Raw genomic sequence first — 26,359 nt, forward strand, 5'->3', positions numbered from 1 at the left:
TTAGATTCATTATAATTAAGTGCAAAAGTAAGAGATTTGTTTTAGATATGCTGTTTATTATATCATAAATATAATTTTTTATAAAGGTGTACTGTAAAGCATGTAAAGCTAGGTCTAGGCCTTTGTAATTTGAGAAAGGAAAACTAAAAAACTAAAATTAATTGTAAGAAGCTTTTAGAATGGCTAAATCTTCTAATAATTTTTCAATTTCTTCCGTTTTTGTCCCATCATAGGTACCTCTAATTCTCCTTTCTTTATCAATAAGCATAAAGTTTTCGGTATGGATCATATCAAAAAGGCCCCCATCACCATCTGTTTTTACCGCTAAATACGATTTTCTGGCCAGCTCATAAATTTGCTTTTTATCACCTGTTACTAAATTCCATTTGTGGTCTAGTACCCCTTTTTCTAAAGCATATTTTTTAAGTTGGGCTACAGAATCTATAGCTGGAGTAACCGAATGCGAAAGTAATAGCACATCATCATCGTTTAGAATTTTTGTTTGTATGCTTGCCATATTTTTAGTCATTACAGGGCAAATACTTGGGCAGGTGGTAAAAAAGAAATCGGCAATATAAATCTTATTCTCATATTCTTTTTGCGTAATGGTTTGCCCGTTTTGGTTGGTCAGTTTAAAATCTGCAATAGTATGGTATTTCTTTACATGGAGTAAAGATTCGTCTACCAATTCCGGATTAAAGTCTGCGGGTTGTAGAATAGGAAGTATTTTTTTAGGCTGCAAAGCATTATAAAACAAATAGATAATTACAGCAGATAGCCCTAATAATACCAGTCCAAAAAGCTTAAACTTTGCAAAAAAAGCGCGCATAGTATTTTTTTACAAAGGTACATTAGCTTGGTATACCTATCAATATTTTTATCAAAACTGCTGCTAAAAAAATCTTAAAAAAATAATGCAGATTAAGGGATACTTTTTTTAAACCTTCTAATAACGTACTTTTGGCGTCTTATACGTTAAAAAATACATTTAAATGGAACTGTTAACACAGATACTTACTTTTATTCTGATCATATCTATATTGGTTATTTTACATGAAATGGGCCACTTTTTTCCTGCAAAATATTTTAAATGTAAAGTAGAAAAGTTCTATTTATTTTTTGATTGGAAGTTTTCGCTTTTCAAGAAAAAAGTGGGAGAAACAGAATACGGCATAGGATGGTTGCCCTTAGGAGGTTACGTAAAAATTGCGGGTATGATAGACGAAAGTATGGATACCGAGCAAATGAAAGAAGAGCCTAAGCCTTGGGAGTTTAGAAGTAAACCCGCTTGGCAACGCCTTATTATTATGTTAGGTGGCGTAACCGTAAACTTTTTCTTGGCATGGTTTATTTATATTGGCTTATTTGCTATTAATGGCGATACCTATATCCCTGCAAATAGCATTAAATATGGGATACAAGTAGATTCTATAGGAGAAAAAATAGGATTGCGTACAGGAGATAAAATTTTAGCCATAGATGGTAAAAAAACCAAGAAATTTGATGATGCGCAGATAGATATTCTTCTTGGAGATAGTATTACGGTAGATAGAGATGGAAAACAAATTACATTTCCTATTCCAGACGAAGGTATCAAAGATGTTTTAGGCGCTAAGGGGAAACGTTTTTTAGACTATAGGTTATTAGCTATTGTAGATACGATACTGCCAAATGGTGGCGCTAAAAAAGCAGGCTTAATGTCAGGAGACGAAATCGTAGCGGTTAATGATATTAAAATTACCTATTGGAATGAGTTTACAACTGAAATACAAAAACATAAAAATGAAGAAGTAGCTATCGCTATTAAAAGAGATGGAATTTCGCAACGAATTCAGGTAAAAACATCTGATGAGTCTAAAATAGGGGTAGGTCCTATGAGAGAAGATATTAGAGTTACAGATCATTATAGTTTTTTGGGGGCAATACCAGCTGGTTTTAACGAAACCATTAAAGTGTTAACCAAACAAATTAAGCAATTTAAAATTCTAGCCAAACCAAAAACAGAAGCCTATAAATCTATAAAAGGACCCATAGGTATTGTAGAGCTGATGCCAAAGTCTTTTGACTGGGGTTTCTTTTGGGGCTTTACCGCTATGTTCTCTGTATGGTTGGCTTTTGTAAACTTACTCCCCATACCTGCATTAGATGGTGGGCATGTGATGTTTTTACTGTATGAAATGATCTCTGGCAGAGCGCCAAGCGAAAAAGTATTAGAAAGAGGACAAATAGTTGGTTTTGTTATTGTTATGGGCTTAATGGCAGTAGTGTTTGGAAATGATATTTGGAATATTATTAAGCGCTTTTTATAAAAAAATAGGAATAGTAAAAAAACTGCTTTTTTTTCTTTGTAGATTTTGAAATAAACATATATATTTGCACCCGCTTAGGCGATAAAAATACACTCCTCCTTAGCTCATCCCGATAGCTATCGGGAGGTTAGAGGGAAAGTTCATTAAAATAATGGTTAATCAGGTTTATATTCTTTTTTCAAAAAGACTTCAAAAGTATTATGTTGGAGAAACTTTAGAATTAGATAAAAGAATAAGTGAACATAATAGCGGTTTTTACAAAAACGCTTTTACATCACAAACCAATGATTGGGAATTATATTTAAGTTTTGATTTCGAAAATAGAAGTCAAGCGAGAAAAATAGAATCTCATATCAAGAAAATGAAAAGTAAGGTATACATTGAAAATTTAAAAAAGTATCCTGAAATGATTATAAAATTAAAGAGTATATTATAAAAATACACTCCTCCTTAGCTCAGCTGGTTAGAGCATCTGACTGTTAATCAGAGGGTCCTTGGTTCGAGCCCAAGAGGGGGAGCATAAATAGAAAGCTTCAGAGATATTTAACTCTGGAGCTTTTTTGTTTAAACACATTTCTTGTTTTTTTACTTTTAACAAAAAATGATGCTTTTTTATTTGTTTTAATAATAGAATTTTTAGTGCTCAAGGCTAGTTATTGTGTTCAACAAAATTGAAGATTCCAATTTACTAAAAAACAGTATTTGCCTTAATTTTTACTTTTAAAAACTTAATTCTTCTTCTGACTTTTTTATTATTAATCAACCATCTTTCAATAGTAGAACAGAAATGTTGATTATCGTCATGAAAATCCCCTTCTGTAAAATACATATTAGAAAGTACTGATTTATATGTTGACCCTTCACTATGCATATTGATACATTTGTAATAATTAGACAAGGCATGTTGGTATGCATATTCAGGATCATCTATATAGTGCAATTCATGACTCCCTATTAACTTCATAAGTTCATGGTTTTCCTGATCATAGGATATGTCATGTCTTGGATAATAATGATTCCATAATTCTACCCACCAACCCAAAGACATATATGCAGCACCTAAATAACCATAACCTTTAATATATGATACTCCATTAATTTTTAAACTTCTTATAATTCGTAACTCACAAAAAATACTATCCCTGATTAAAAATTGAAATTCATCAGCATGCTCACTTTGATAATTACAGAATTTATCCTTTGGACAAAAATTTTCGAACAGATCATCATCTTCAAACATTTTATCAAAATCTTCTCCAAACTTAGTTTTCCAAAGAAGTTTAAACTTATCTTTAAAAGCCTGTTTTTCTGTGTAGAAATCAATAGCTCTATCTAGTAAGATTTTTCTATTTAATCTACTCTTAAATCGTAATTCAAAAATTCGAACCATTTGGTCATTAACAGAACTATAGGAGTTTATCGGAATTTTATTTAGCATCTCAAAAAAGTCAGAAGTCTTTGATTTTGAAAAAACACATTCACTAAAATTTGACATTTCTAAATCGTACCAGTGTAAAATGGACATTTTCACTTCCGTGTTATATGAAAATCTATAATATTTTTTTAGGTTATTAGAAGATCTATCAGTCGCTGTTTTTTCAAATATTTTCTCATTAATTTGGGCTCCAGTGTTTAAATCTTTGTTTTTGGAATATTCTGGAAAAATAATAAAATCTCTGTTTTTATTAGCATATTTCACAATTTGACGTGTTAATTCGTCTGTTATGCCTTGAATTTTTAGGGTATAATCTAGCGAATCAAAATACCTCAAATATGCTTTAAAGACATACAATATTTTTTTCTTTTGAAAAGAACTGCTTCTTATTTCATTTGCCCTTTCGTAACATATTCTTGAACTGGAATAGTACAGTAGGGAAAGCTCTGTTCTTGAAAAGTTAATGGTCCCTGTTAAATCTTTGTACAAGTCTTCCTGAAAGATGTTTATTTCTTTTTTTTCATTAAAATATTTTAAAGATGGCTCTGGACACATAATTAGCAAACAATCTCCTATGGCAGAAAGTAATCTTGCTAATAAATTCCACATGGTGTAAGAAACGTTCAACAAACTATAATTTCCCTTTTCAAATTTCAGAAAATCAATAAGCCTCCAAATTATTTCTTTTTCAAATTTAGTATTATGATTGCTTAATTGTTCCTCAATTATTTGCTTAAATCCTTCATAAAATTCTATGGAATAGGTATCTATTTTTTCACTACCAGTCTCCGGATTATCTAAACTTGAATCTTTTATCATTCCTTGCAAAAAACTATTATTCATTTTGTGTACTAGTAATGAAATTCCGAGATAGTATTCCTTATAGGCACTAAATGGAGCGTTATAATCTTTAGGAGTTTCATAGGAAGGGTCATACCCATAATTTTGGGTAGATTTGTTAGCAATGCTATAATCTTTATACAACAATCCATTTTTGTAATACAGAATATCTCCCTTTTGCAGATGATATTCCACTTTTAGTAAAAATTTCTCGTCCTTTTTCAAATAATTCAAAATAGAGTGAAAATCGCGATCTGCTCGCTTGGAATCTTTTATTGTGATTCCTTGTTTCCCTATTTTTTCAATAGCCACTAATTTTGCCAAAATTGGCAGCAACATTATTGAAAAATTTTCATACATAGATTTTGTATAATGAAAGCGAGAACGATCTTTTTTATCGCTATCCAGAAAATCTATTGCTTCTTGACTATAAGGCTTTTTTAATCGTCTTCTAAAACTATCCGATTCTCCAATTTCTTTAAGTCTGATAGCATTTTTTCTAATAATTTCTACAAGCTCCGAGTATCTAGTAAGAGAAGGTTCATAGGTGTTTATCCGCTCAAAAACAAGAGCTTCTTTTAATATTGCATTAGTGTATATATAAGTTTGATATAAAGTCAAATTATCAATGGAAAGAAATCTAAGACCTTGAACCGCATCGGCGTAATGTAATATTGCTTCATCATACTCTTTATCAAAAAAATGAAGGTCTCCAATAATTAATTCTAAAAACATTTTGCTATTTACTAATTCTGAATTGCTATTGGAGGCCAGATTATGCTTTTCCGTTAGTTTTTTTAGCCTATGAGAGTAATGTTTTTTAATGGTATTTGACTCGTCAAGTGTGAAATTAAAATTTGCTGATTCATTGTCGGATCTTTTTGAAAGCACGTTTATTTCTTCAATAACCTTTCTATGAAACTTAAATCCAACAAATCCATTGTCAACCTTTTTAATACTTGAATCAGATAAGAATGCTACAATGTTTTCGATATGTTTTCTTAAAAGAGGAGCACGATTTACATCAATAATTTCTGGTAATAGTTCTAAATTCTTCCATGAAAAACCAAATTCATGAAATTTATAAACATGATCCAGTAAATAACTGGTAGAGACTAAAATTTTATCACTTAAATTCTTAAGATGCAAACCATTATCAATAACATATGGACGAAATATACCTGATACTAGAGATATTCGGTATTGAGCTTGGAAGTCAAATGTCAAATAATAACTCTTTGTATTTTCACCAACCATTAGGTTATCTTTTTCAAAAAAAACATCTTGTTGCCTATATGTAAACTCTTCAACAAAATCTTCAAAAAGTTTAATCATATTCATAGGACTTCCTTTACTTCTAAAAGCGATGTAATTAATGAATACAGAAACAGTATTGACAATTTTTTTAATTTGATAAGCCTTTACATCGTCGTCTAAAAAATCGGAAATTTCCCTACCAGATTTATATAAGAGTTTATTTGGATAGCGATCTATATTTTCTAAGATCTTTTTTATGCCTTTTACTGGAGTTCTATTTTCAGAATTATATAAGTTATGCAAATATTCTGAATAGCCTTCTAAGGTATGCTTATGAAAAGCATTCTCAGGAATTAATTTGCTACAAACATATTTTTCTGTGAGATATGTAATATCAATTGGTTTCTTTCTAATGATACTTGAATGATCATCATAAGGATCTTTGTAGAGGCTGCTTACATATACTATATCATGGAATATGCTTCCCAAATACGACTCTCGATCAGATGAATCTGCTAATGATGCATCATACATTTCACGACCAGCTATAAAAATAAATTTTGCTTTGGCTGTTGTGAAAAATATCTTCATACTCGCCATGATATCGGACACTAGTTCCCTTCTTTTTCGAACTTTTTCAGATTCCAATATTGTATACTCTTCTTTTTCAATATCCGAATTATGGGGTTCTACCTTATCCAATTCATCAAAAACAAAAATAAATTCAGGTGGCGCAAAAATTGTTGGAATTCTATCCAACTCATCAAAAATGTGTATAAGATCATGCTCTATATCCCTAACCCCTGCAATAGGATAGTTTAAGTTTCTTGCGCGTCTAAATAGAAAGCCTCCAGTGAACCATTTTTTTGAGTATCCCAAACTACCTTCCATTCCTTTTTCTAACTGTATTTCAGCCAAACATTTTTCATTTAAATCTCTAAGTAATCTCTTTACATGATAATTGCTCATTAATCCAAAAGCGGAACCAAATCGAATTAGTGAGTTAAGAAGAAGGAGAAATATGAACAAAAAGAAAAAAAAGAAAAGATCAGGATAATTAGGTATTAAATAAGCCCCATTGATTTTAATATTATCTAGGGGTAAAAATGCATATATCCTTGTATATGCTAGATACATATAATAATCAACTATTAGGGTAAAATCCCTTAGGTTTTTAGCAAAATCTCCCTTTAGAGAAATCAAAGGGTTAAGTTTTGCTTCATACACCTGAATGGGGTCAACAAGACTTGTATCATTGAATATTTCTTTTATTTCATCATGAGGTATATCTACTCCTTGACTTGGAAAAAAGTTTTGAATATAGGATCTTTTTTTTACACTACTTAAACTTCTAGATATAGAAGTATTATTGTAGGAAATTGAAAAAAGAAAAATTAAGATGATAGAAATAAACACTCTAGAAGTCCATCTGTTAAATCCAGAATATACTGTATATTGTTTATACATGTTTCTAACCAAAGACTTAAGAATGTCTTTTGAGTTCAGGGCATCTTGAGGAAAACTTAATCTGACGAAAATTTTTTGACTATGATTTATTTTTTGCTTTAAAAACTTAAATTGCTTCTCTCTAGCAAATCGTAATACTTTCCCCTTTCTTCTTACTCCGTTTTTTATGTAAAGAATATCATAAACAAATCTCAAAAGTTCTGAAACTAAAATTATTGAGCAAAATAGGAACAAAAATAAGCAAGCACTTATTTCTTCAAACCAAACAGTTAGTAAATTGGGGTATATGAAAAATTCAATGCTTAATGCATAAATAAAAGTTTGAAAAGCTCTTTGTGCATTTGATTTTTTATAATAGTCCAAATGTAAAATGGGTATGTTCAATAACTTTGTGATAAATCCTTTTATACTCTTATAAAAAAAATACATAGAACTCCCTTTATATTTAGAACTTCTACTTTTATTGTTCCTATCACGTTGATTAAAAAAAAGTCTATTCGGTATTGCAGAGAAAAAGTCTAAAATAGCGTTGGCATAATAGAACAAAAACAATAAGACTAAAATCCACCATTTAAACTCATTAAGATTCGTTTCAATACTAATATTAATCAAATGAATGGTTATCCAAGCTATTATGATAACAATGGCCTGCCTAAATACCTGACTTTTTGGTTGTAATTCATTAATTACTTGATTTACTAAACTCGTCTTACCCACTCCTCTGAATCCCGTGATAATATAAGATCCAGTTTTTGTCTCCGAATTAGTCAATATTCCATATAACTTTTTTCTAATTCGCTTTCTTCCAACCATTTTCGGATTATCTCTAAACCTTCCTGAAGGACTATGGAAAAAGGAAAAATTAGGTAATTCTAAAAAAATATCTTTGAGTTTAGAATGATAATGATGGTACTTAGAGCTCATTTATATTCTTGCGTTAATTGTATAAAAATTAAGAAACCTTTTTTTTTGGTATCTTAAAAGTAAATCTCTTAAATATCAGTGGGGGAAGAATTTTTTCTTTGGTAGAAATTCAAATATACTAATAAAATGTAAACTTTTTAGGCAATTATAAATAATACTAATACTACAAATTTATATAGTATTTAAGTGATAGTAATTTTAATATTGTTGATATTTTTTTAAGCATTGATATGTTGATATTCTGAGGTGGTTAGATCGGTTATTTTGGATAATACCCTAGTTATGAACTTTTCTGCTCTCTAACAATTAATAGTTATTTCTTATAAACAACTGATTGAAGAGTATAGAAAACAGTACCTCAGTTTTTCTGGATCTTTAAAAATGTAGAGCTGTTATTTGTAACTAATTTATAGAAGTATTCAAATTTGTATTGCAGGTGTTGGGCAAGTTAAGTTGTATTTCAGCAGAGAATACATTCTATTATACTGTAGGATACGATCATTGGCATCATGAGCTAGATAAGCGCGGACTAGGTGAAACTTATTATTGTAATAATTGAAACTTTTGCTATGTACATTCTAGTCACTATCCTCTATATTTTTAGAAAACTCATAAACCATAGAGGCGCTGGCTATTTAATAAATGCCCTCATATATCCTTGTCTCTAGAGGAAGTATGTAGTAATAATATCATGCTGTATATCATCGTTATTTCAGTTTTTTGATTAGCTTTAATATGCTAGAGATATTTATGGGTTTCTCTAAAGTAAAATCGGCACCTAGGTTTTTGGCTACTTGATTTGTAGAAATATGAACGCCTTTTCCGTGTCTAAAATATCCAGTTACTGCAATAATGAGAGATTTTGTTTTTTACATTCCCTCATATCTTCTTATAAATAACGTTTTTAGTAAGATAATACTTCTAAAAGTTATTAAAAAAAAGATACATTTAAATCAATAGTGTAGGTTAGAATTTATGTTGCTTTCTTAGCAAGATACTAATTAAAAAATCTTGACTTTTTGTTCAATTCCCTTTTTCAGATCTAAGAGCCTCCTCTGGGGTTCAATACCTTTTGGGTCTATTTTTTTAGACCTCAAGCTTACAAGTATTTTATACAAATGCGCAAATTGCTTAATAATATTAAATACTATAATAAAGTGTATTTTCTATTTTAGATATGTTTTAATATTTGTGTTGAAAGCTTTTCTAAGCACATTGTGTATTTAGAACAAAATGCTGTCAATCCTATTTTGATGTTTAGGGATAAAATAGAACCGTTAATCAAAATTTAACCTAAAATAGTTCTTTAATATATTATAATAATTGCTATATCGTACTTTTTTGCACTTCAATCCCTTCTCGTATTTTAGAACCATAAAAGCGCTTAAATTTAGAATAAATTTTATACCTCTTATTGAAAATATAAGCCATGGTTTATACTTTTGAGTTTTTTAATATTGTAGTAAATATACTTCATTATAAATTTTTCAAATATTCATATAACTGTTAATCCTATAGTGATTTCTAGAGGTATTTATCAGTATTTTTTTCATCTATTCTAAGCAATACTAATTCTTCTTAAACTTGGTACAACTAAAAGTAAATAAGCTCAGGGCAAGCCCAAGAGGCGTTAAGAGGTAGAATCCGCATTGACTTAAACGCAAGCGTTAGAGCATTTAAATCTTGATGATCGAGTAAATACACTTTTTTTGATTAAGATCCTGATGCGTTCTAACATTAAAAAGCCATATAACTCAGGACATAGATTACAAAATATGCCTAAAATAAAAGCATAACACTTCAAAATAGCTGAAATGAAGCTTTCCCACATACAAAAATTGTTATTACACAACAATTATTTATTTAACACGTAAAATACTACTTAATTTGTAGCTATTGGTTTAAAATTAAAACCTATTCAGTTATGGTTAAATGGTGAATTATATAAGGCGTTGTCCACTATGGGTTTCGCGCTATTTTCTTTGGGATGTATTAATTGTATAGAAAGATAAGCTCTTGTTCAAGAATACATTAGAAGCACTAAGCTCATATTTAAGAGGCATAAGGGCTTTACATACAGATTGAGGGAAAACCTATATAAAATCTTGATACCACATGCATATAAAATGTAGCATTAGCTGTTAGGTAATGGTATCAAGTATCATAACCAAACATTTATAAAAGGCAGTATCAGCTATGGCAATAGTAAGAGGGCAGCCATCAAAAATGTGATAAAACTAAAAAGAAAAAAGAATGATCATGAATTTCACAAAGAAGAAGATTTCAAGACAAATTACCTACTTGTTGTTCCTTGGACTATTTTTTAGCGCTCCGCTAGCAGTACAAGCTCAGGATACGGATAACGATGGCATTCCAAATAATGTAGACCTTGATGATGATAACGATGGTATCTTGGATACCGACGAATGTTATATTTCTTTTATTAATGGCTCCTTTGAAGACCCCAATGTAGATGGCTATACAGGGCCACTCCCTTTTTCTGAAGGGGGCGATGGTGAAACGGACTTCGTTACTGGGTATACCACGATCAACGGTTGGAACGTGATTGCAGGGGATGTTGATCTTCAACGTGATTTCGTAAATGCCGCACACGGACACCAATCCCTAGATCTGTCAGGTTCATCTCCCGGAACTATCGAAACTACTATAGATGTTGGACAAGCAGGAGCCAACTATAGCTTCTCGTTTCAGTACGCTGCATTCAATGGCCAAAGGGCTGCGGAGGTTTCAGTGGATGGTAATGTGGTAGGAACAGTTAGTGCCACTGGTGGGGCTATCTTTAATGGGCAAGGGGCTGGTCAACCAACTTTTACAGTTTCTTGGAACACATATACCTTTAGCGGGGTATCTACTTCGAATACGGTTCGTATCAGAATACGACATACTATAGGCCCAAATAATTCCGGAATCATGTTGGATGATTTTACTTTTTCAGGTTGTCTGGACTCCGATGGTGACGGTACCATAAACAGTCTTGATCTGGATTCTGATGGTGATGGTTGCCCTGATGCCATAGAAGGTGGTGCTCAGCTCGCTGCGAATCAATTGTCCGCAGACCGTATAACGGGAGGGGTAGATACCAATGGAATCCCCCTAGTGGTAAATGGTGGGCAAACCCTAAATGCTGCTCAGAATGCTACAATCGTTACCTGTACAGATACGGATAACGATGGCATTCTAGATAGTGTAGACCTAGATGATGATAACGACGGTATCTTAGATACTGAGGAATGCAGAATTTCCTTTATTAACGGTTCCTTTGAAGCCCCAAGCATAGATGGCTATACAGGACCACTTCCTTTTTCCGATGGCGGCGATGGCGAAATGGACTTTGTTACTGGGTATACTACAATCAATGGTTGGAATGTGATTGCAGGAAATGTTGATCTCCTACGTGACTTTGTGAACGCTGCCGATGGGGAACAATCCATAGATCTGGCAGGAACAGCTCCAGGAACCATAGAGACCGTCATAAATGTTGGTGAGATAGGAGCTAATTATAGCTTTTCGTTTCAGTATGCCGCATTTAATGGCCTAAGGGCCGCGGAAGTTTCAATAGACGGTAATGTGGTAGGAACGGTCAGTGATACTGCAACACGCACAACTAATGGAAACGGGGTGGGTCAACCTACTTTTACAGTTGTTTGGAAAACGTATAAATATAGTGGGGTATCCACTTCAAATACGGTTCGTATTACCATACGGCATACTGTTGGTTCTTCTAATTCAGGGATCATGTTAGATGATTTCATTTTTTCAGGCTGCCTGGACTCTGATGGTGACGGTACCATAAACAGTCTTGATCTGGATTCTGATGATGATGGTTGCCCTGATGCCAGGGAAGGTGGTGCTCAGCTCGCTGAGAATCAATTGTCCGCAGACCGGATAACGGGAGGGGTAGATACCAATGGAATCCCCCTAGTGGTAAACGGTGGGCAAACCCTAAATACTGCTCAGAATGCTACAATCATTGCCTGTATAGATACGGATAACGATGGCATTCCCAATAGTGTAGACCAAGACGATGATAACGATGGTATATTAGACCTTAATGAAACCTGTAACGGTTTCTTTTCGCAGAACGAAGATGGCGCTTGGAATGGAGCCACAGCCTCTACAGCAAACTTTACGATGGCTGGTGCAACACAAACAACGACTTTCTTTTTTAACGATGGTCAAATTTCATATAATCAAAATAGTAATGGTGCCGAGCAACGTTATGCAGCAAATGGAGCTGTTACGTATAGTGTAACTTTCTCTCCAGGTGTACCCGCTAATGAAATAGCATTTCATGTCATTGATGTCGATCCTGTAACGAATAGTCACCCAGCTACAGCGGGTTACACCGTACAGGTAAATGGGGGCCAGCCCAATGATCTTTTTGTTGCTTCTTCATTGAACATAATGAACTATGACACTACTAGTGGTGTCGCTACAGTAGATACTAGTACAGACAATAATATTTTCTTGATCAAAGGGGCATCAAACACCTTGGTAACGAGTATGACGATTACCGGCAATGGTTTGGGTAGCGATTTTATCGCCTATTCATTTTATGCCAAAGCTCCTTGTGATACGGATGGTGACGGTACCATAAACAGTCTTGATCTGGATTCTGATGGTGATGGTTGCCCTGATGCCAGGGAAGGTGGTGCTCAGCTCGCTGCCAATCAATTGTCTGGAGACCGGATAACGGGAGGGGTAGATACCAATGGAATCCCCCTACTGGTAAACGGTGGGCAAACCCTAAATGCTGCTCAGAATGCTACAATCGACACCTGTACAGATACGGATAATGATGGCATTCCCAATAGTGTAGACCTAGATAATGACAATGATGGTATTTTGGATACTGATGAATGCAATTTGACCAATCTTGATTTTAGCGGTGTGGCCTTAGCCAATCCAGTGGTTGGAAATTTATTTACAGGAAGACAACTTACCACGGATGCATCGATATACCCTGGAGTTACTTTTAATTTGGACGTACTTGATGTCCAGGGGACAAATACGGGTGTTTTTGCGGAGGATATCCTTGGTAATAATACAGGTGATCTCGCATTGGCGCGTGGTGGCGGTGAGATTACCGTACAACTAACATTCAGTGCGCCGATAAGCCTTGTGATAAATGAAGATAAAGTAATACCAGGTGATACGGGGGTTAGTGATGATTGGGAATTTTCCATTACTTCTGGAGCCTATCGTATTGATGATAGAGGAACATCGGACTTCACGGTAAATTCATCAACAGCGACCAATTTGAATACTTCTTTTCTAGGTGGTGATAATGATTGGGATATTTTCTTCGATGGAATAACATCTATCGTAATAACCTATAGAAACCCTATAGGTACCGATAATAGATCCATATTAAACTTAAATGCCTGTTTTGCCGATACGGACAATGACGGTACTCCAAACTATTTAGATTTAGATTCTGATGGTGATGGTTGCCCTGATGCTAGAGAAGGAGGAGCGCTCTTCAATGCTTCTCAAGTTCAGAACGATGCTTTAATAGGAAGTGTAGATGCCAATGGGGTACCTACACTCGCTAATGGAGGGCAAACTACAAACTACTCACAAGATGCATTAACAGATGCCTGTACAGATACGGATAATGATGGGGTTCCAGATATTGTAGATTTAGATGATGACAATGATGGTATTTTGGATACTGATGAATGCAATTTGACCAATCTTGATTTTAGCGGTGTGGCCTTAGCCAATCCAGTGGTTGGAAATTTATTTACAGGAAGACAACTTACCACGGATGCATCGATATACCCTGGAGTTACTTTTAATTTGGACGTACTTGATGTCCAGGGGACAAATACGGGTGTTTTTGCGGAGGATATCCTTGGTAATAATACAGGTGATCTCGCATTGGCGCGTGGTGGCGGTGAGATTACCGTACAACTAACATTCAGTGCGCCGATAAGCCTTGTGATAAATGAAGATAAAGTAATACCAGGTGATACGGGGGTTAGTGATGATTGGGAATTTTCCATTACTTCTGGAGCCTATCGTATTGATGATAGAGGAACATCGGACTTCACGGTAAATTCATCAACAGCGACCAATTTGGATACTTCTTTTCTAGGTGGTGATAATGATTGGGATATTTTCTTCGATGGAATAACATCTATCGTAATAACCTATAGAAACCCTATAGGTACCGATAATAGATCCATATTAAACTTAAATGCCTGTTTTGCCGATACGGACAATGACGGTACTCCAAACTATTTAGATTTAGATTCCGATAACGACGGTTGCCCTGATGTTTTAGAAGCGGGTTTTACAGATGCTAATGATGATGGTGTGGTAGACGGTAATGGAATCAATACCGATGGTACTGTTTCAGGATCGGATGGCTATAGTGGCACCAACTCAGATGTGACCGAAGCAAGCCCCATAAATGCCTGCGCTCCTTGTTCGGAAATCAACAATCCTGTTAATGAACTCTTTGAGGAACGAAATTCAGATGCAGACCCCTTAAATAACCTTAATGGAGAAATAGTAGTCTGTGGAAATGATGGATCTGATTTCTTAAGGCTATTCCTCTGCGGAAGTGGCGATGAGATTACACTTCCAGAAATTTTTAACGGAGCACAGAGCATTAGTTGGGAATTATTAGATGAGGGGAGTTGTAATGAAGTAAATTCAGATTGCCCTAATACCAATGCTACTTGTAGCTGGCAGACTTTATCTACATCAAATACATTTACCATAGATCGTGCAGGAAGCTACCGCATCTCAGCTGTTTTGTCCAATAGCTGTTTCAGACGCTTTTATTTTGATGTTTTTCAGAATAACTTGGATAATAACATAACAACACAAAATATTTTTTGTGGAATGCCTGGAGCTATTCAATTAACTCCACCTACTGGAAACTATGGATATCGTTTAATAGATGCTGATACTACTACAACCCTCTTTGATTTTGGAAGTGGAGAAGGACCAGATTTTGAAATTACTACTGCAGGTACGTACAGAGTAGAAATGATACAATTAGACGCTGCAGGTAATCCAATCCAAGGCGCTTGCCTATTTAGCTCACAAGATATTGCCATAACAAGCACAGACTTTTTAGTGAACCTTGCAGAAGGCACAAGAAATTGTGATGGACAATTACCTATAGAAATAGAAGCTAGTACAGGCTTTTCTTCCTATACCTATGAACTGCGTAGCAATGATGGTACACCAGCACCTAATAGTACAGATCTAGATTACTATAACGGTCATCCGGGAGGAAGCCTTATAGAAACTTTGGCAAATAATACCAGCAATCTTAAAGATTATCTATTGGCAGTGGGTAACTATTTTGTGGTGGTTAGAACGCCAGAAAATTGTGTGTCAGTCCATACCATAGATAATCCAGTAACAGAAAAACTAGCACTTGATGCTTTGGTATACTTACCTATAAGTTGTAGAGAAGGTCGTATCGTAGTACAAGCAAAAAATGGCTCCTCAATGTATAATTATGCTATTTGGAGTAAGGATGGAATAAATCTTTATTCAGATACAACTTCAATTCCTGTAACAGCTTATCAGAGCAATCCAATCTTTAGCTTTAATACAGGAGAAGCAGGTACATATGGTTTTGTTGTAAGAGATACCAACGGATGTGTTGCATTTTCTAATGATATTACGATCGAAGAAACAACTTTAGCAGTTAACCCTACAAATACCCCAATTGCATGTTATGGCAATAACAATAGTACCTTAGATTTTGGGAATACTGGCGGATTTTCACCTTTTGAATATAGTATTGATGGAGGAACAACAGTACAGAACAGTCCTAGTTTTGCCAACCTTGGGCATGGAACCTATCAGCTTTGGGTTAGAGATGCTTTAGGATGTATTGTGCAACAGCCCTACACTATTACACAACCTGAAGTTTTAACTGCTTCAGTAGGTATTATTAGCGCTTTAGAATGTAACCCTACAATGGGTGCAGAGGTACAATTTGCTAATGTACGCGGAGGTACAGCACCTTACGTTTTTAGCTTTGATGGAGGTGTTTCATTTAGCAATACAACCACAACTTTTCTAAACCCTGGAAACTATACGCTTATTTTAGAAGACGCTCTAGGATGTACCGTAAATTTTCCATTAACGGTACCTACGTCACAGCCTGCCCCCAGCGTGCAGCCACAAATAACAGAAAATTGTGAAGGAGATGCTACCATACAAATACAAAATAATAATAGTACAGATTTTACTTATACCTATGCTTTAAATGGAACTCCAAATACCCCTGCGGATAATCCGGTTTTTGATAATGTACCGAATGGAAACTATACCATAACAGTTGATTATCTAGATGTAACAGGAGCGGTAGGAAACCAATTGTTTTATGAAGATTTTGGTGTTGGAGCAGATATGGCTATTGCAGAAATAGATGCTGCGGTGTATTGTTTTGAACCGCAAGATGGTACTACGGCTGTTTGTAACGATTCTAATCCAAGCATCTCCGATGGAGAATATACGGTAACAAATACTATTGTAAGTCTTTTTACCAATTGGAGAATTCCAAATGATGCCGATAATACAGTCAATGGTCGTTTCTTAGCCTTAAACTTAGACACTTCAGGAGGAAATACAGTACTCTATGCAAGGCGTAACCTTACCGTAGTGCCTAATCGCGATATTGAGGTTTCCTTCTCGGTATTTAATCTATTAAGACAAGGGGTTTCCGGTGCAGATGCTCAAATACTAGTAGAATTAGTAGACCCTTCGGGAACAGTCATCACTAGTACCATAAGCCCTATGGTTCCAAAGAATAGCGGTGCAGATGATTGGAATAATTATACGCTACCCTTGCTAAATCCAGGAGCCAACACTACGGTTGATATTTTAATTAAAGCCATAGCTATGGGGAGTGGAGGGAATGATATTGCCTTAGATAAGTTAGGGGCGCGGCAGTATGCGGAGCAATGCGCAAGAACAGTAACTTTACCTATAAATATAGATGTAAAACCGTTCACTGCACAGATTACCGATTTCAAGAATGTTTCCTGTAATGGGGCAAATGACGGACAAGTAAGCTTTAGCGTAGAAAATTTTAATACCATACATGGTTTTGAATATGCCGTAAATGGGAATACCTTTTCTACGCCTCAGTTAACTTCCCCTGTAGTCATCAATGGGCTTGCTCCTGGTATGGCATCTATTGAGGTACGAGATGCCTTAACCGGTAATTGCGTAGTAATGCTAACTCAGGACATACAAGAGCCTAGCCCTTTAAATGTAACCACTGTAATAGACCAGCCTTTAACTTGTGCCAATACTGGAGCAACACTTGTAGCTACAGCAACTGGCGGAAATTCTGGCTATCAGTATCGCGTAGAGGATGCCTTAGGAATGATAGTACATCCTTATCAGAACAGTAGCACTTTTACTAATATTCCCGTAGGCGATTATAGCATTCGTGTTTTAGATGCTCAAAATTGTACACAACTATCAAATACGGTATCTGTAACCGCACCAGTAATACCTAGTTTTACAGTAACAGCTACAGATTGCTATGATGGTGGAAATAATGCCAGTATTCAGATTGCGGTTAGTTCCCTGCCCGGAAATGGAGGGTTCCAATTTCAATTAAATGCAGGTTCTTGGATAAGCCCCAGCCCAGCAACAGCAACAACATATACTTTTACAAACCTTACTGATGGAAATTATACGATAAAAGTTCGTGATGGCTATGGTTGTGAAAGTGCCTCACAAAGTATCCAGATTAATCCGCAGTTAGTAGCTCAGGTTAATGCAGCCGACGTTACCAGTTGCAATGATGGGAATATTACTGTTACGGCATCAGGAGGTGTAGGGAATTATAGCTATGCTTTTGTAGGTGCAGGAGTAGACCCAACAGGAAGCTTTGGAACACAAAACACCTTAAGTATTGCCGCAGCCAATGCAGGTACTTATGATGTTTATATAAGAGATAATAACGGAGCAGCACCCTACTGTGAGTATCAGGAAACGGTAAGCATAGCAGCACCAACACCTTTAGCATTTACGGCTACGGAAACAAACCCTGTATGTTTTGGAGATAATGGAAGCATTCAGTTGGCAATCAGTTCTGGAAAAGCACCATATACTTTAGCTTTACTAGATTTAGATAATGCTGGAGCAGCCAATCAAACAGTAAATAATATTTTTAACGCATCTTTTGAGTTTAACAACTTACAAGCAGGTAATTATACGATTACGATAACTGATGCTGATGGTTGTTCAGAGCAACGCACTCCTATTACTTTGGTGGCGCCAGATGAGCTAACAGCAACTATTGCTCCAATTTTACCTTCAGCTTGTGCCAGTAGCACGCCTACAGATTTTGGCTTCCGATTCGAGAATTATCCAACAACGCTTGGTACTATAGAATTTAGTGCCGATGGTGGTACAACATGGACAGGCGATAATAGTACTATTGGAGTAAGCGATGAGTTAAGAGGTTATGTCTCTGGTACTACAGTTTACCCAGCTTTACGAACGGTAGATGGTACAAACAATACGGTATGTATTACCCAATTGCCACCTTATATTATCCCTTACCCATTAGACGATTTGGATATTACTATTTCAACGGTAGTCATTAATTGTGCAGAACTACAGGTTACCGTTCAGGGTACACAAGGAGTTCCCGATTATGAATACGCATTTTCTACTAATCCAGCAGTTTTTGATCCAACTACGGCAGCTTGGACTGTACCCACACCAGGAAATCAGGTATGGACAGGCCTTATCCCGGGCAGAACCTACGTATTTTACGTTCGCGATTCCACAGGATGTGTGCGCCAAAGTAGTGTAAATGTAAATGACATTACCGTAAATCCATTAGAAATAGAGGCCACAGTAACACCGTCCTGTTTTGGGGCTAATAATGGAGAAATACAATTTAGTATAACAGATACAGATGCTACTACTACGCCCAATATGCGTTGGGAATTTTTTAACCTTATTACAGGCGCTATGGTACAATCTAGCGGTGGAAATATCCCTTTTGCCAATACCATTACAGTAAATGGTCTTACACCAGGAGAATACTATATTGTGGTTACCGAAGTAGAAGCTTCGGGTACTGACTTATGTGTTTCTGGAAGTGAAAATACTAGGGTACAAGAAGCGGATGCACTTAGTGGTAGTTTGCAGTTAATACAAAATATTTCTTGTACCCAACCAGGGCGTATTCGTGTTGTAAACCCACAAGGAGGTAGTGGTACTTATCGTTATTCGGTAACAGGGCCAGCTGGTTTTACAGCTCTTGTACAAACAACACAAAACCCTATAGATATTGCACCTAACTCCCCAGAAGGGAATTATGTGGTAAGCATGGAAGATCAATATGGATGTCCGTTAGCCTTAGGAAGTATATTCCTTAGTTTAACCCCAGATCCAAGCATACAAGATGTAGCTATTGACCATTGTAATGGAGCAGCTACGGTTACCGTAACCGCTACATCACCAGGTACCACAATACGGTACTCTTTAGATGGTGGAAGCTCTTTTGAAAACAATGGGGGCATCTTTAATAATGTAGCTCCAGGCACCTACGCTTTAAGTATTTTAGATAGTAATGGTTGTACGGATACTCAGAATATTACAGTGCACCCAGCTTTGGCAGCAACCGTAGTTGTAGATAAATTATTAGATTGTAGTGCTTCACCCAATGCCGAACTTTTATTAAATATCACAAACGGATCGGGTAATTATAGCTTTGAGGTTGATGGTCCTGGAGTGGTAGATAGCCCTAGAACACCTATAACAATGCTGCCTTTGCGTTGGAACGGTGCTACAATAACTGGATACTATAGAGTTACCATATATGACGATGGTACCAGTACTCCAGAATGTAATACATTATATAGTATAGATGTTCCAGTACTTCAACAACCTATTTTTAGTGAAAATCATGAAGCCTCAAGTTGCCATGCAGCAAATGATGGACGTATTATACTTACAGCAAATGATAACGGTTTATTACCGCTAAGCTATACCATTAGCCCAGTAGCAGGAACATTTAATACCGCTACACAAAGTTTTGAAGACCTACCACCAGGAAACTACGCAGTTACAGCAACAGGAAACAACAGTTGCCAAACAACAATCAGTAATATTATAATTACGGAGCCTACAGTAATAACAGTACCAACACCAGTAGTAAACAATTTTGACTGTACACAAACTACAGCAAGTATTACAGTAGCTACTGGAGCAATTACAGGAGGTAGTGGTATCTATTCGCGCTACGTATTCACCAACAATCAAGGTACTGCTACTACAGCAGATGATATAGTGGTGCAAGATGGAGCAAATGCGCAATATGTAGAAACCAACCCAACAGGAGGCTCTTATACTATTACCGTGTACGATAATCAAGGATGTTATGGAACTACAACAGCTACTATTAGTGCTTTTGATAGGCTTTTAAATGCTTCTGTAAATGTAAATACGCCAAGAAGCTGTACAGTAGGAGAGGATATTTCTATAGTAGCAACAGGTGTTTTTTCAAGTTCTACAACACAACCAGGAAATTATGAGTATCGTATACTTCCGGGAGGAAGCTACCAAAATAGCCCAGATTTTAACAATCTAGCAATTGGAAACTATCTTTTTGAAGTGCGTAACCGTGTCAATGGATGTACAATTACTATAGCACATGAAGTATTAGAACCCAACACTTTTAATATAGCTATTATTAAAAATAGTGATGTAAGTTGTTTTGGAACAGAAACGGGTGCCATTCAAATAAGGCTACAAGATATTAGTTATACAGGACCATTTAATTGGACCATTTATGACACTAACGGAACCACTTTAGATCGTACAGACGATCTGCTTTATAAAAATGGTACCAACCCAGATAGCAATGCTACGCCAGATATTACACTGAGGAGTGGAACATTTATTATAGAAGTGATACAGCAAAACACGCCCAATTGCTCCAAAACAACTATTATAACTATTAATGGGCCTCAAGCTCCAATAACGGCACAAGTAGACAAAAGCAGTGATGTAAATTGCGAGAACGAAGATGGGAGTATTACGGTGATACCAAATGGAGGTATAAGCCCTTATAACATTGTGTTAACCAATACAGTTACTGGTGATGTGAGCCAAGTAAGCAATGTTATTTCTAATAGCTTTACACAATTAGGAGCAGGTTTGTATGATGTTGAGATTACAGATAGTGCCAACTGTACAGAATATATTGCATCACAATTGAGTTTAGCTGCTCCAGATCCTATAATTCTAACAGCAACGGGAAGCAATCCTTTATGTAACGGAGGAACAGATGGTACACTTACAGCGAATATAAGACCCAGAATGCAACCCACAAACCCAGAACATAGGTATCGATTAATACAATATACAGATGCAACAAGAACCGATATAGTACAAACAAGATTATATCAAAACAATCCGCTATTTGTAGGGTTAAGGGCTGGTTTTTATGTTATTGAAGTAGAAGATCAACTTGGGTGTATTTCAGAAAGCCCAATCGTTGAACTACAAAATCCAGAAGCTGTAACGGCTACCTTGGTACAAAGTCAAGCCTTAGGATGCAATAGTTCTGCTATATTAGAACTTACAGCAAACGGTGGTTCAGGTCCCTATGAATATTATAATCCACAGACAACTACTTGGATTACTATGCCAACGGGGACAGTGACTTTCCCTAACGCAGATTACCCTGGTCCAATAGGAGTAGGCAGTTATCAGTTTAGTGTTCGTGATGCACAACAATGCGAATCTGAGCTATCTGCTGAGGTAGTTATTAGACCAATACCGCAGCTGAATATGAGCTTAGATCTTAGTGAAGCTGTTAATATATGTTTTAACGAAAGCAATGCTATTATTCGGGTCAATGCTTCAGGAGGCCTTGGAGATTACCGATATGGTCTTTTTGCAGATGCAGCCCTTAGTCAGCCAATAGTTGCGTATCAAACAAACAATGTTTTTACAAACCTACCAGCAGGCCAATACGTTGTAGCAGTAATTAGTGGAGATTGCGGCCCAGAGACACAATCAGTAAGCATTACACAACCTACCCCACTTGTTATACAAGATACGGTAACAAATTTGAGTTGTAATGGCGCCAGAGACGGGCGTATTGCGCTAAGTCTTAGTGGTGGTAACGGTGGATATCAATATGCAATTTCCCCACAATTATCACGCTTTGAAGACAGCGGTATTTTTACAGGATTAGCAGCAGGTACTTATACCATTATTGCACAAGATCGTTTGGGTTGTTTTGAACTTTTGGAGTATACCCTCTTAGAACCACAAATATTTGAAGCTAGTGCTATGGTTACTGATGAAACTTGTTTTGAAAGCGCTGATGCTATTGCAGAATTGACCATTAATGGTGGTACAGCACCATACCGTGCAGCAATAGACGCAAATACAGACGGAGATTTTATAGCAGGAAGAACCAGATTTAATGGACTTGCTGCTGGCAGACATACCATTTATGTTAGAGATGCTAACAATTGTGAAATTACCGTAAATATAGAAGTAGCATCTGGTGTTACACTAAATGCTACAGTTACACCTCGCTATGAATGTACAGGAACAGTACCCCAGGCGTATGTAGATGTACTGTTAGATGATCCTAGCATTTCTGACCAAGTGCTGTATGGCTTAGATACCATAGCGATAACACAAATGCAAGAAAGTCCAAATTTTGGAAGCTTAGTGCCAGGACCACATTACATAGCCCTATTGCATGAAAATGGTTGTTTGCAACGGATAAATTTTAATGTTGAAGCTTTTGATCCCTTACAAATGGAGTTAACCGAAGAATTCAATGAAATTAAGATTGAAGTTCAAGATGGTGCTCCACCATATACTTATTATGTAGATGAGGTTTCTCAAGGAGAAAGAAATAGCTATAGAATTATGCAAACAGGAAACTATGTAGTTCGTGTAGTAGATGCTAATGGATGCGAATTGGTACAAAGTATTGATGCAGAATTTATAGATGTTGAGATTCCAGACTTTTTTACGCCAGACGGAGATGGTATTAATGATACTTGGGATGTGAGGAACAAAGAATCCTATCCAAGCATTCGGATCAAAATTTTTGACCGTTTTGGACGCAGTTTATACCTTATGGGTGCAACAGACCTAGGTTGGTCAGGAGACTATCAATTAAAAACCTTACCAATGGGCGATTATTGGTATATCATGACTATTGATGAAAGTGGTGATCAACGCGAATTTGTAGGCCATTTTACCTTATACAGGTAAGCTCTTGTATATTTAAAACAAAATCTTGTTATAGAAATAGAACTAGCATTTTTGGACCATTAAAATTCCTACATGCACAAGGAGTATAGATAAGATTATTTTATAATAATAGGTTTAACTAGATAAGGTTGTAAAAATAAAAAACGCTGAAGAAGTTACTTTTTCAGCGTTTTTTATTTTTTTATTTTCTGCTTCACTTATTTAAATCCGCTTTATGCATTAAAAACAGCAATAGGTGAATGACTTTTAAATGCCCAACAGATTTAAAAGTATAAGCAGAGGGAATCCATAAAAGAAGAAATAGCATATGATTAAGGGCTTTAAGGAAGAAATACAAATTAGTTTTTCCATTAATAGCCACAGAATGTCATTTCAACGAAGCTTAACGGTAGGCATCCGTGAAACGGCAAGTATTATTTGGTTTTTCTGATACATTTGAAGCTGTAAAACAAGAGTGTTTACAACAAATAATCCAAAATAAAGCTTTAGACATACAAAATAGGGAAGTATACAACAAATATTTATTTAACAGGAAAAACACTACTTAATTTGTAGTCTTCAAATCTTAAAATTAAAACCTACTTAATATGATAAACAAGATGAATTATGTAAAGCGAGTATCCTTTTTAGGAATCGCAGCATTAACGTTGCTAGGAACTAGCTGTGTTAAAAACGAGTTTGCAGATCAGGAAGATATTGTAGACGCAATCGATACACCAACTTTAGATCCAAGCATCACAGCTATAGGAGAATTGGATATACCAGATGGTTTTGAATTTGAAACCTTTCGCAAGGTATCCCTAAATATCAATGATGCAAGCGATGGTATGGTATTATACAAAGTTTTTGATAGTAATGGTAGTGAGCCAGAAGCGGTAGAAGCCGCTTTAAACACTGGTGCAATCATTCAAGGAAACTATGCTGTAGAGTTGTCTATCCCATACACCCTTGACAACTTAACGCTAATGCGTATTGCAGAAAGTGGTACAAGTTACCATCAAGTAAGCATTGTAAATGGTAGTGCAAGCTATAATCAATAAAATAATTAAGAGATAAAAATAACAACGATGAACATAACAATTAAAAATAGAACAAAACATATCCTTGGACTTATGCTCCTTGGAATGTTATTTTCCTTACCTAGCTTACAAGCACAGGATATAGATAATGATGGTGTGGTAGATAGTGTGGATTTAGATAATGATAACGATGGTATTTTGGATATAGATGAATGTGATATGTCTTTTGTCAACGGTTCCTTTGAAGATCCTAATATAGAAGGCTACTCGGGACCACTCCCATTTTCGGCCGGAGCCGATGGCGAAATGGATTTCGTTACGGGGTATACCTCAATCAACGGCTGGAACGTAATTGCTGGGAATATCGATTTAATGCGCGACTTTGTGAACGCAGCAGATGGTAATCAATCTATAGATTTAGCAGGAACAGCTCCCGCAACGATTGAGACCACTATAGATGTTGGGCAGACCGGGTTTAACTACAGCTTCTCCTTTCAGTACGCCGCATTTAGTGATGTAAGAGCTGCCGAAGTTTCAATAGACGGCAATGTAGTAGCAACGGTTAGTGACACAGCAACACGTACGCTTAACGGAGATGGGGTGGGTCAACGTACTTTTACAGTTGTTTGGAAAACGTATACCTATAGCGGAGTATCTACCTCAAATACAGTTCGTATTAGAATACGACAAACCGTAGGTACCTCTAACTCTGGAATAATGTTAGATGATTTTAGTTTTTCAGGTTGTAGAGATACCGATAATGATGGTACTATCAATAGCTTAGATTTAGATAGTGATGGCGATGGTTGTTTTGATGCCCGTGAGGGAGGAGGAACTTTTGGAACTGCTGATTTAGACGCAAATGGAGCGCTTTTGGGCGCAGTTGATGCTAACGGTGTTCCTGTAGTGGCCAACGGAGGGCAAGCCATAGGTTCAGTATTGGATGCTGCGGTGAATAGCTGTACTAATAATGATGACGATAATGATGGAGTTCCTAATGATAGTGATGAATTCCCTAATGATACCAACCGTGCATTTAGTAGTACTTTTCCAAATACAACGGACTGGGCATCGGTAGCTTTTGAAGATTTATGGCCTTTTATGGGCGATTATGACTTTAACGATCTTACGGTAGATTTCCGTATGCAGACGGTGACTAATGCACAGAACCAGGTGGTAGAATTAAACCTTATCATAGATAAGATTGCTGAAGGTGGTAGTTTTATGAATGCATTTGTATTGCGTTTGCCAGAAGTTGCATCGGCTGATATCTTGACAGTAAATGGAGCAAGATTAACAGAAGATGTATTTCTTATGATAGGTCCAAGTATTGAAGCCGATCAAACAGAAGCAGTGATTCCAATATTTGACAATTCAGAGGTGAACAATGGTGAAAGCTATACGGTGAGTATCCAATTCAGAACGCCATTAGCAAGTATCGGTACGGCACCTTTTGATCCTTTTATGGTAATAGACGGAGTACGAGCTAACGAGGTACACCTGCCAGGCTTTGGACCAACGGCACTCGGGAATAGTACGCCAACAGTAACGGGCAACAACCAAGATGCAGATGGCGACTACCAAAGTGAAACAGGATTACCATGGGCAATTATTACGCCTAAGCGTTTTACGAGACCTTTAGAAACAACGGCAGTAAACCAAGCCTACCTTTTCTTTAACAATTGGGCTACTTCGGGTGGCACACAAAATACCAATTGGTATGAGGATGTTCCAAGCAATAGAAACGAAAGCTTGTTAGAGCAAGAATAATAAGCGTAAGTACATAAATTTTTTTCATGAAGAAACCCTCAATGACAAGTTCATTGGGGGTT

At 36.1% G+C, this 26,359-nt stretch carries 7 protein-coding genes and 1 tRNA gene; 6 read left to right on the top strand and 2 right to left on the bottom strand.

Features of this window, described 5'->3' with window-relative positions:
* Positions 1 to 157 precede the first annotated feature (157 nt).
* Positions 158 to 829, bottom strand: a complete 672-nt coding sequence (locus ACZ451_RS07295; protein WP_464216458.1) for an SCO family protein — start codon at positions 827 to 829, stop codon at positions 158 to 160.
* Between the two features lie 163 nt (positions 830 to 992).
* Between ACZ451_RS07295 and rseP the strand changes: the two genes are divergently transcribed.
* From rseP to ACZ451_RS07310, 3 genes are all read left to right on the top strand, one after another.
* Positions 993 to 2,309, top strand: a complete 1,317-nt coding sequence (rseP, locus tag ACZ451_RS07300) for an RIP metalloprotease RseP (RefSeq protein ID WP_464216459.1) — start codon at positions 993 to 995, stop codon at positions 2,307 to 2,309.
* A gap of 151 nt (positions 2,310 to 2,460) precedes the next feature.
* Positions 2,461 to 2,745: a GIY-YIG nuclease family protein gene (locus ACZ451_RS07305; protein WP_464216460.1), complete on the top strand. Its 285-nt coding sequence runs from the start codon at positions 2,461 to 2,463 to the stop codon at positions 2,743 to 2,745.
* Between the two features lie 8 nt (positions 2,746 to 2,753).
* Positions 2,754 to 2,827 (top strand) — tRNA-Asn (locus tag ACZ451_RS07310).
* Between the two features lie 170 nt (positions 2,828 to 2,997).
* On the opposite strand, the gene ACZ451_RS07315 is transcribed toward ACZ451_RS07310, so the two are convergent.
* The gene (locus ACZ451_RS07315) at positions 2,998 to 8,232 is read right to left on the bottom strand and encodes an ATP-binding protein (RefSeq protein ID WP_464216461.1); all 5,235 of its coding nucleotides are present in this window, start codon (positions 8,230 to 8,232) and stop codon (positions 2,998 to 3,000) included.
* A gap of 2,259 nt (positions 8,233 to 10,491) precedes the next feature.
* On the opposite strand from ACZ451_RS07315, the gene ACZ451_RS07320 reads away from it, so the two are divergent.
* The 3 genes from ACZ451_RS07320 (at position 10,492) to ACZ451_RS07330 (ending at position 26,297) form a co-directional block, all read left to right on the top strand.
* Positions 10,492 to 23,508 carry a T9SS type B sorting domain-containing protein gene (locus ACZ451_RS07320; RefSeq protein WP_464216462.1) on the top strand — a complete coding sequence of 4,339 codons (13,017 nt, stop codon included), beginning with the start codon at positions 10,492 to 10,494 and terminating at the stop codon, positions 23,506 to 23,508.
* Between the two features lie 587 nt (positions 23,509 to 24,095).
* Complete coding sequence (locus ACZ451_RS07325) at positions 24,096 to 24,548, top strand: hypothetical protein (RefSeq protein WP_464216463.1); 453 nt, start codon at positions 24,096 to 24,098, stop codon at positions 24,546 to 24,548.
* A gap of 27 nt (positions 24,549 to 24,575) precedes the next feature.
* On the top strand, positions 24,576 to 26,297 hold the full coding sequence (locus ACZ451_RS07330; protein ID WP_464216464.1) for an LruC domain-containing protein: 1,722 nt from the start codon (positions 24,576 to 24,578) through the stop codon (positions 26,295 to 26,297).
* The last annotated feature ends 62 nt before the right edge of the window (positions 26,298 to 26,359 follow it).

The organism is Allocellulophaga tsushimaensis, from assembly GCF_055383085.1.

Coding starts and splice junctions, on each gene's coding strand:
- ACZ451_RS07295 (WP_464216458.1), bottom strand. CDS start 829: ATGCGCGCTTTTTTTGCAAAGTTTAAGCTTTTTGGACTGGTATTATTA.
- rseP (WP_464216459.1), top strand. CDS start 993: ATGGAACTGTTAACACAGATACTTACTTTTATTCTGATCATATCTATA.
- ACZ451_RS07305 (WP_464216460.1), top strand. CDS start 2,461: ATGGTTAATCAGGTTTATATTCTTTTTTCAAAAAGACTTCAAAAGTAT.
- ACZ451_RS07315 (WP_464216461.1), bottom strand. CDS start 8,232: ATGAGCTCTAAGTACCATCATTATCATTCTAAACTCAAAGATATTTTT.
- ACZ451_RS07320 (WP_464216462.1), top strand. CDS start 10,492: ATGAATTTCACAAAGAAGAAGATTTCAAGACAAATTACCTACTTGTTG.
- ACZ451_RS07325 (WP_464216463.1), top strand. CDS start 24,096: ATGATAAACAAGATGAATTATGTAAAGCGAGTATCCTTTTTAGGAATC.
- ACZ451_RS07330 (WP_464216464.1), top strand. CDS start 24,576: ATGAACATAACAATTAAAAATAGAACAAAACATATCCTTGGACTTATG.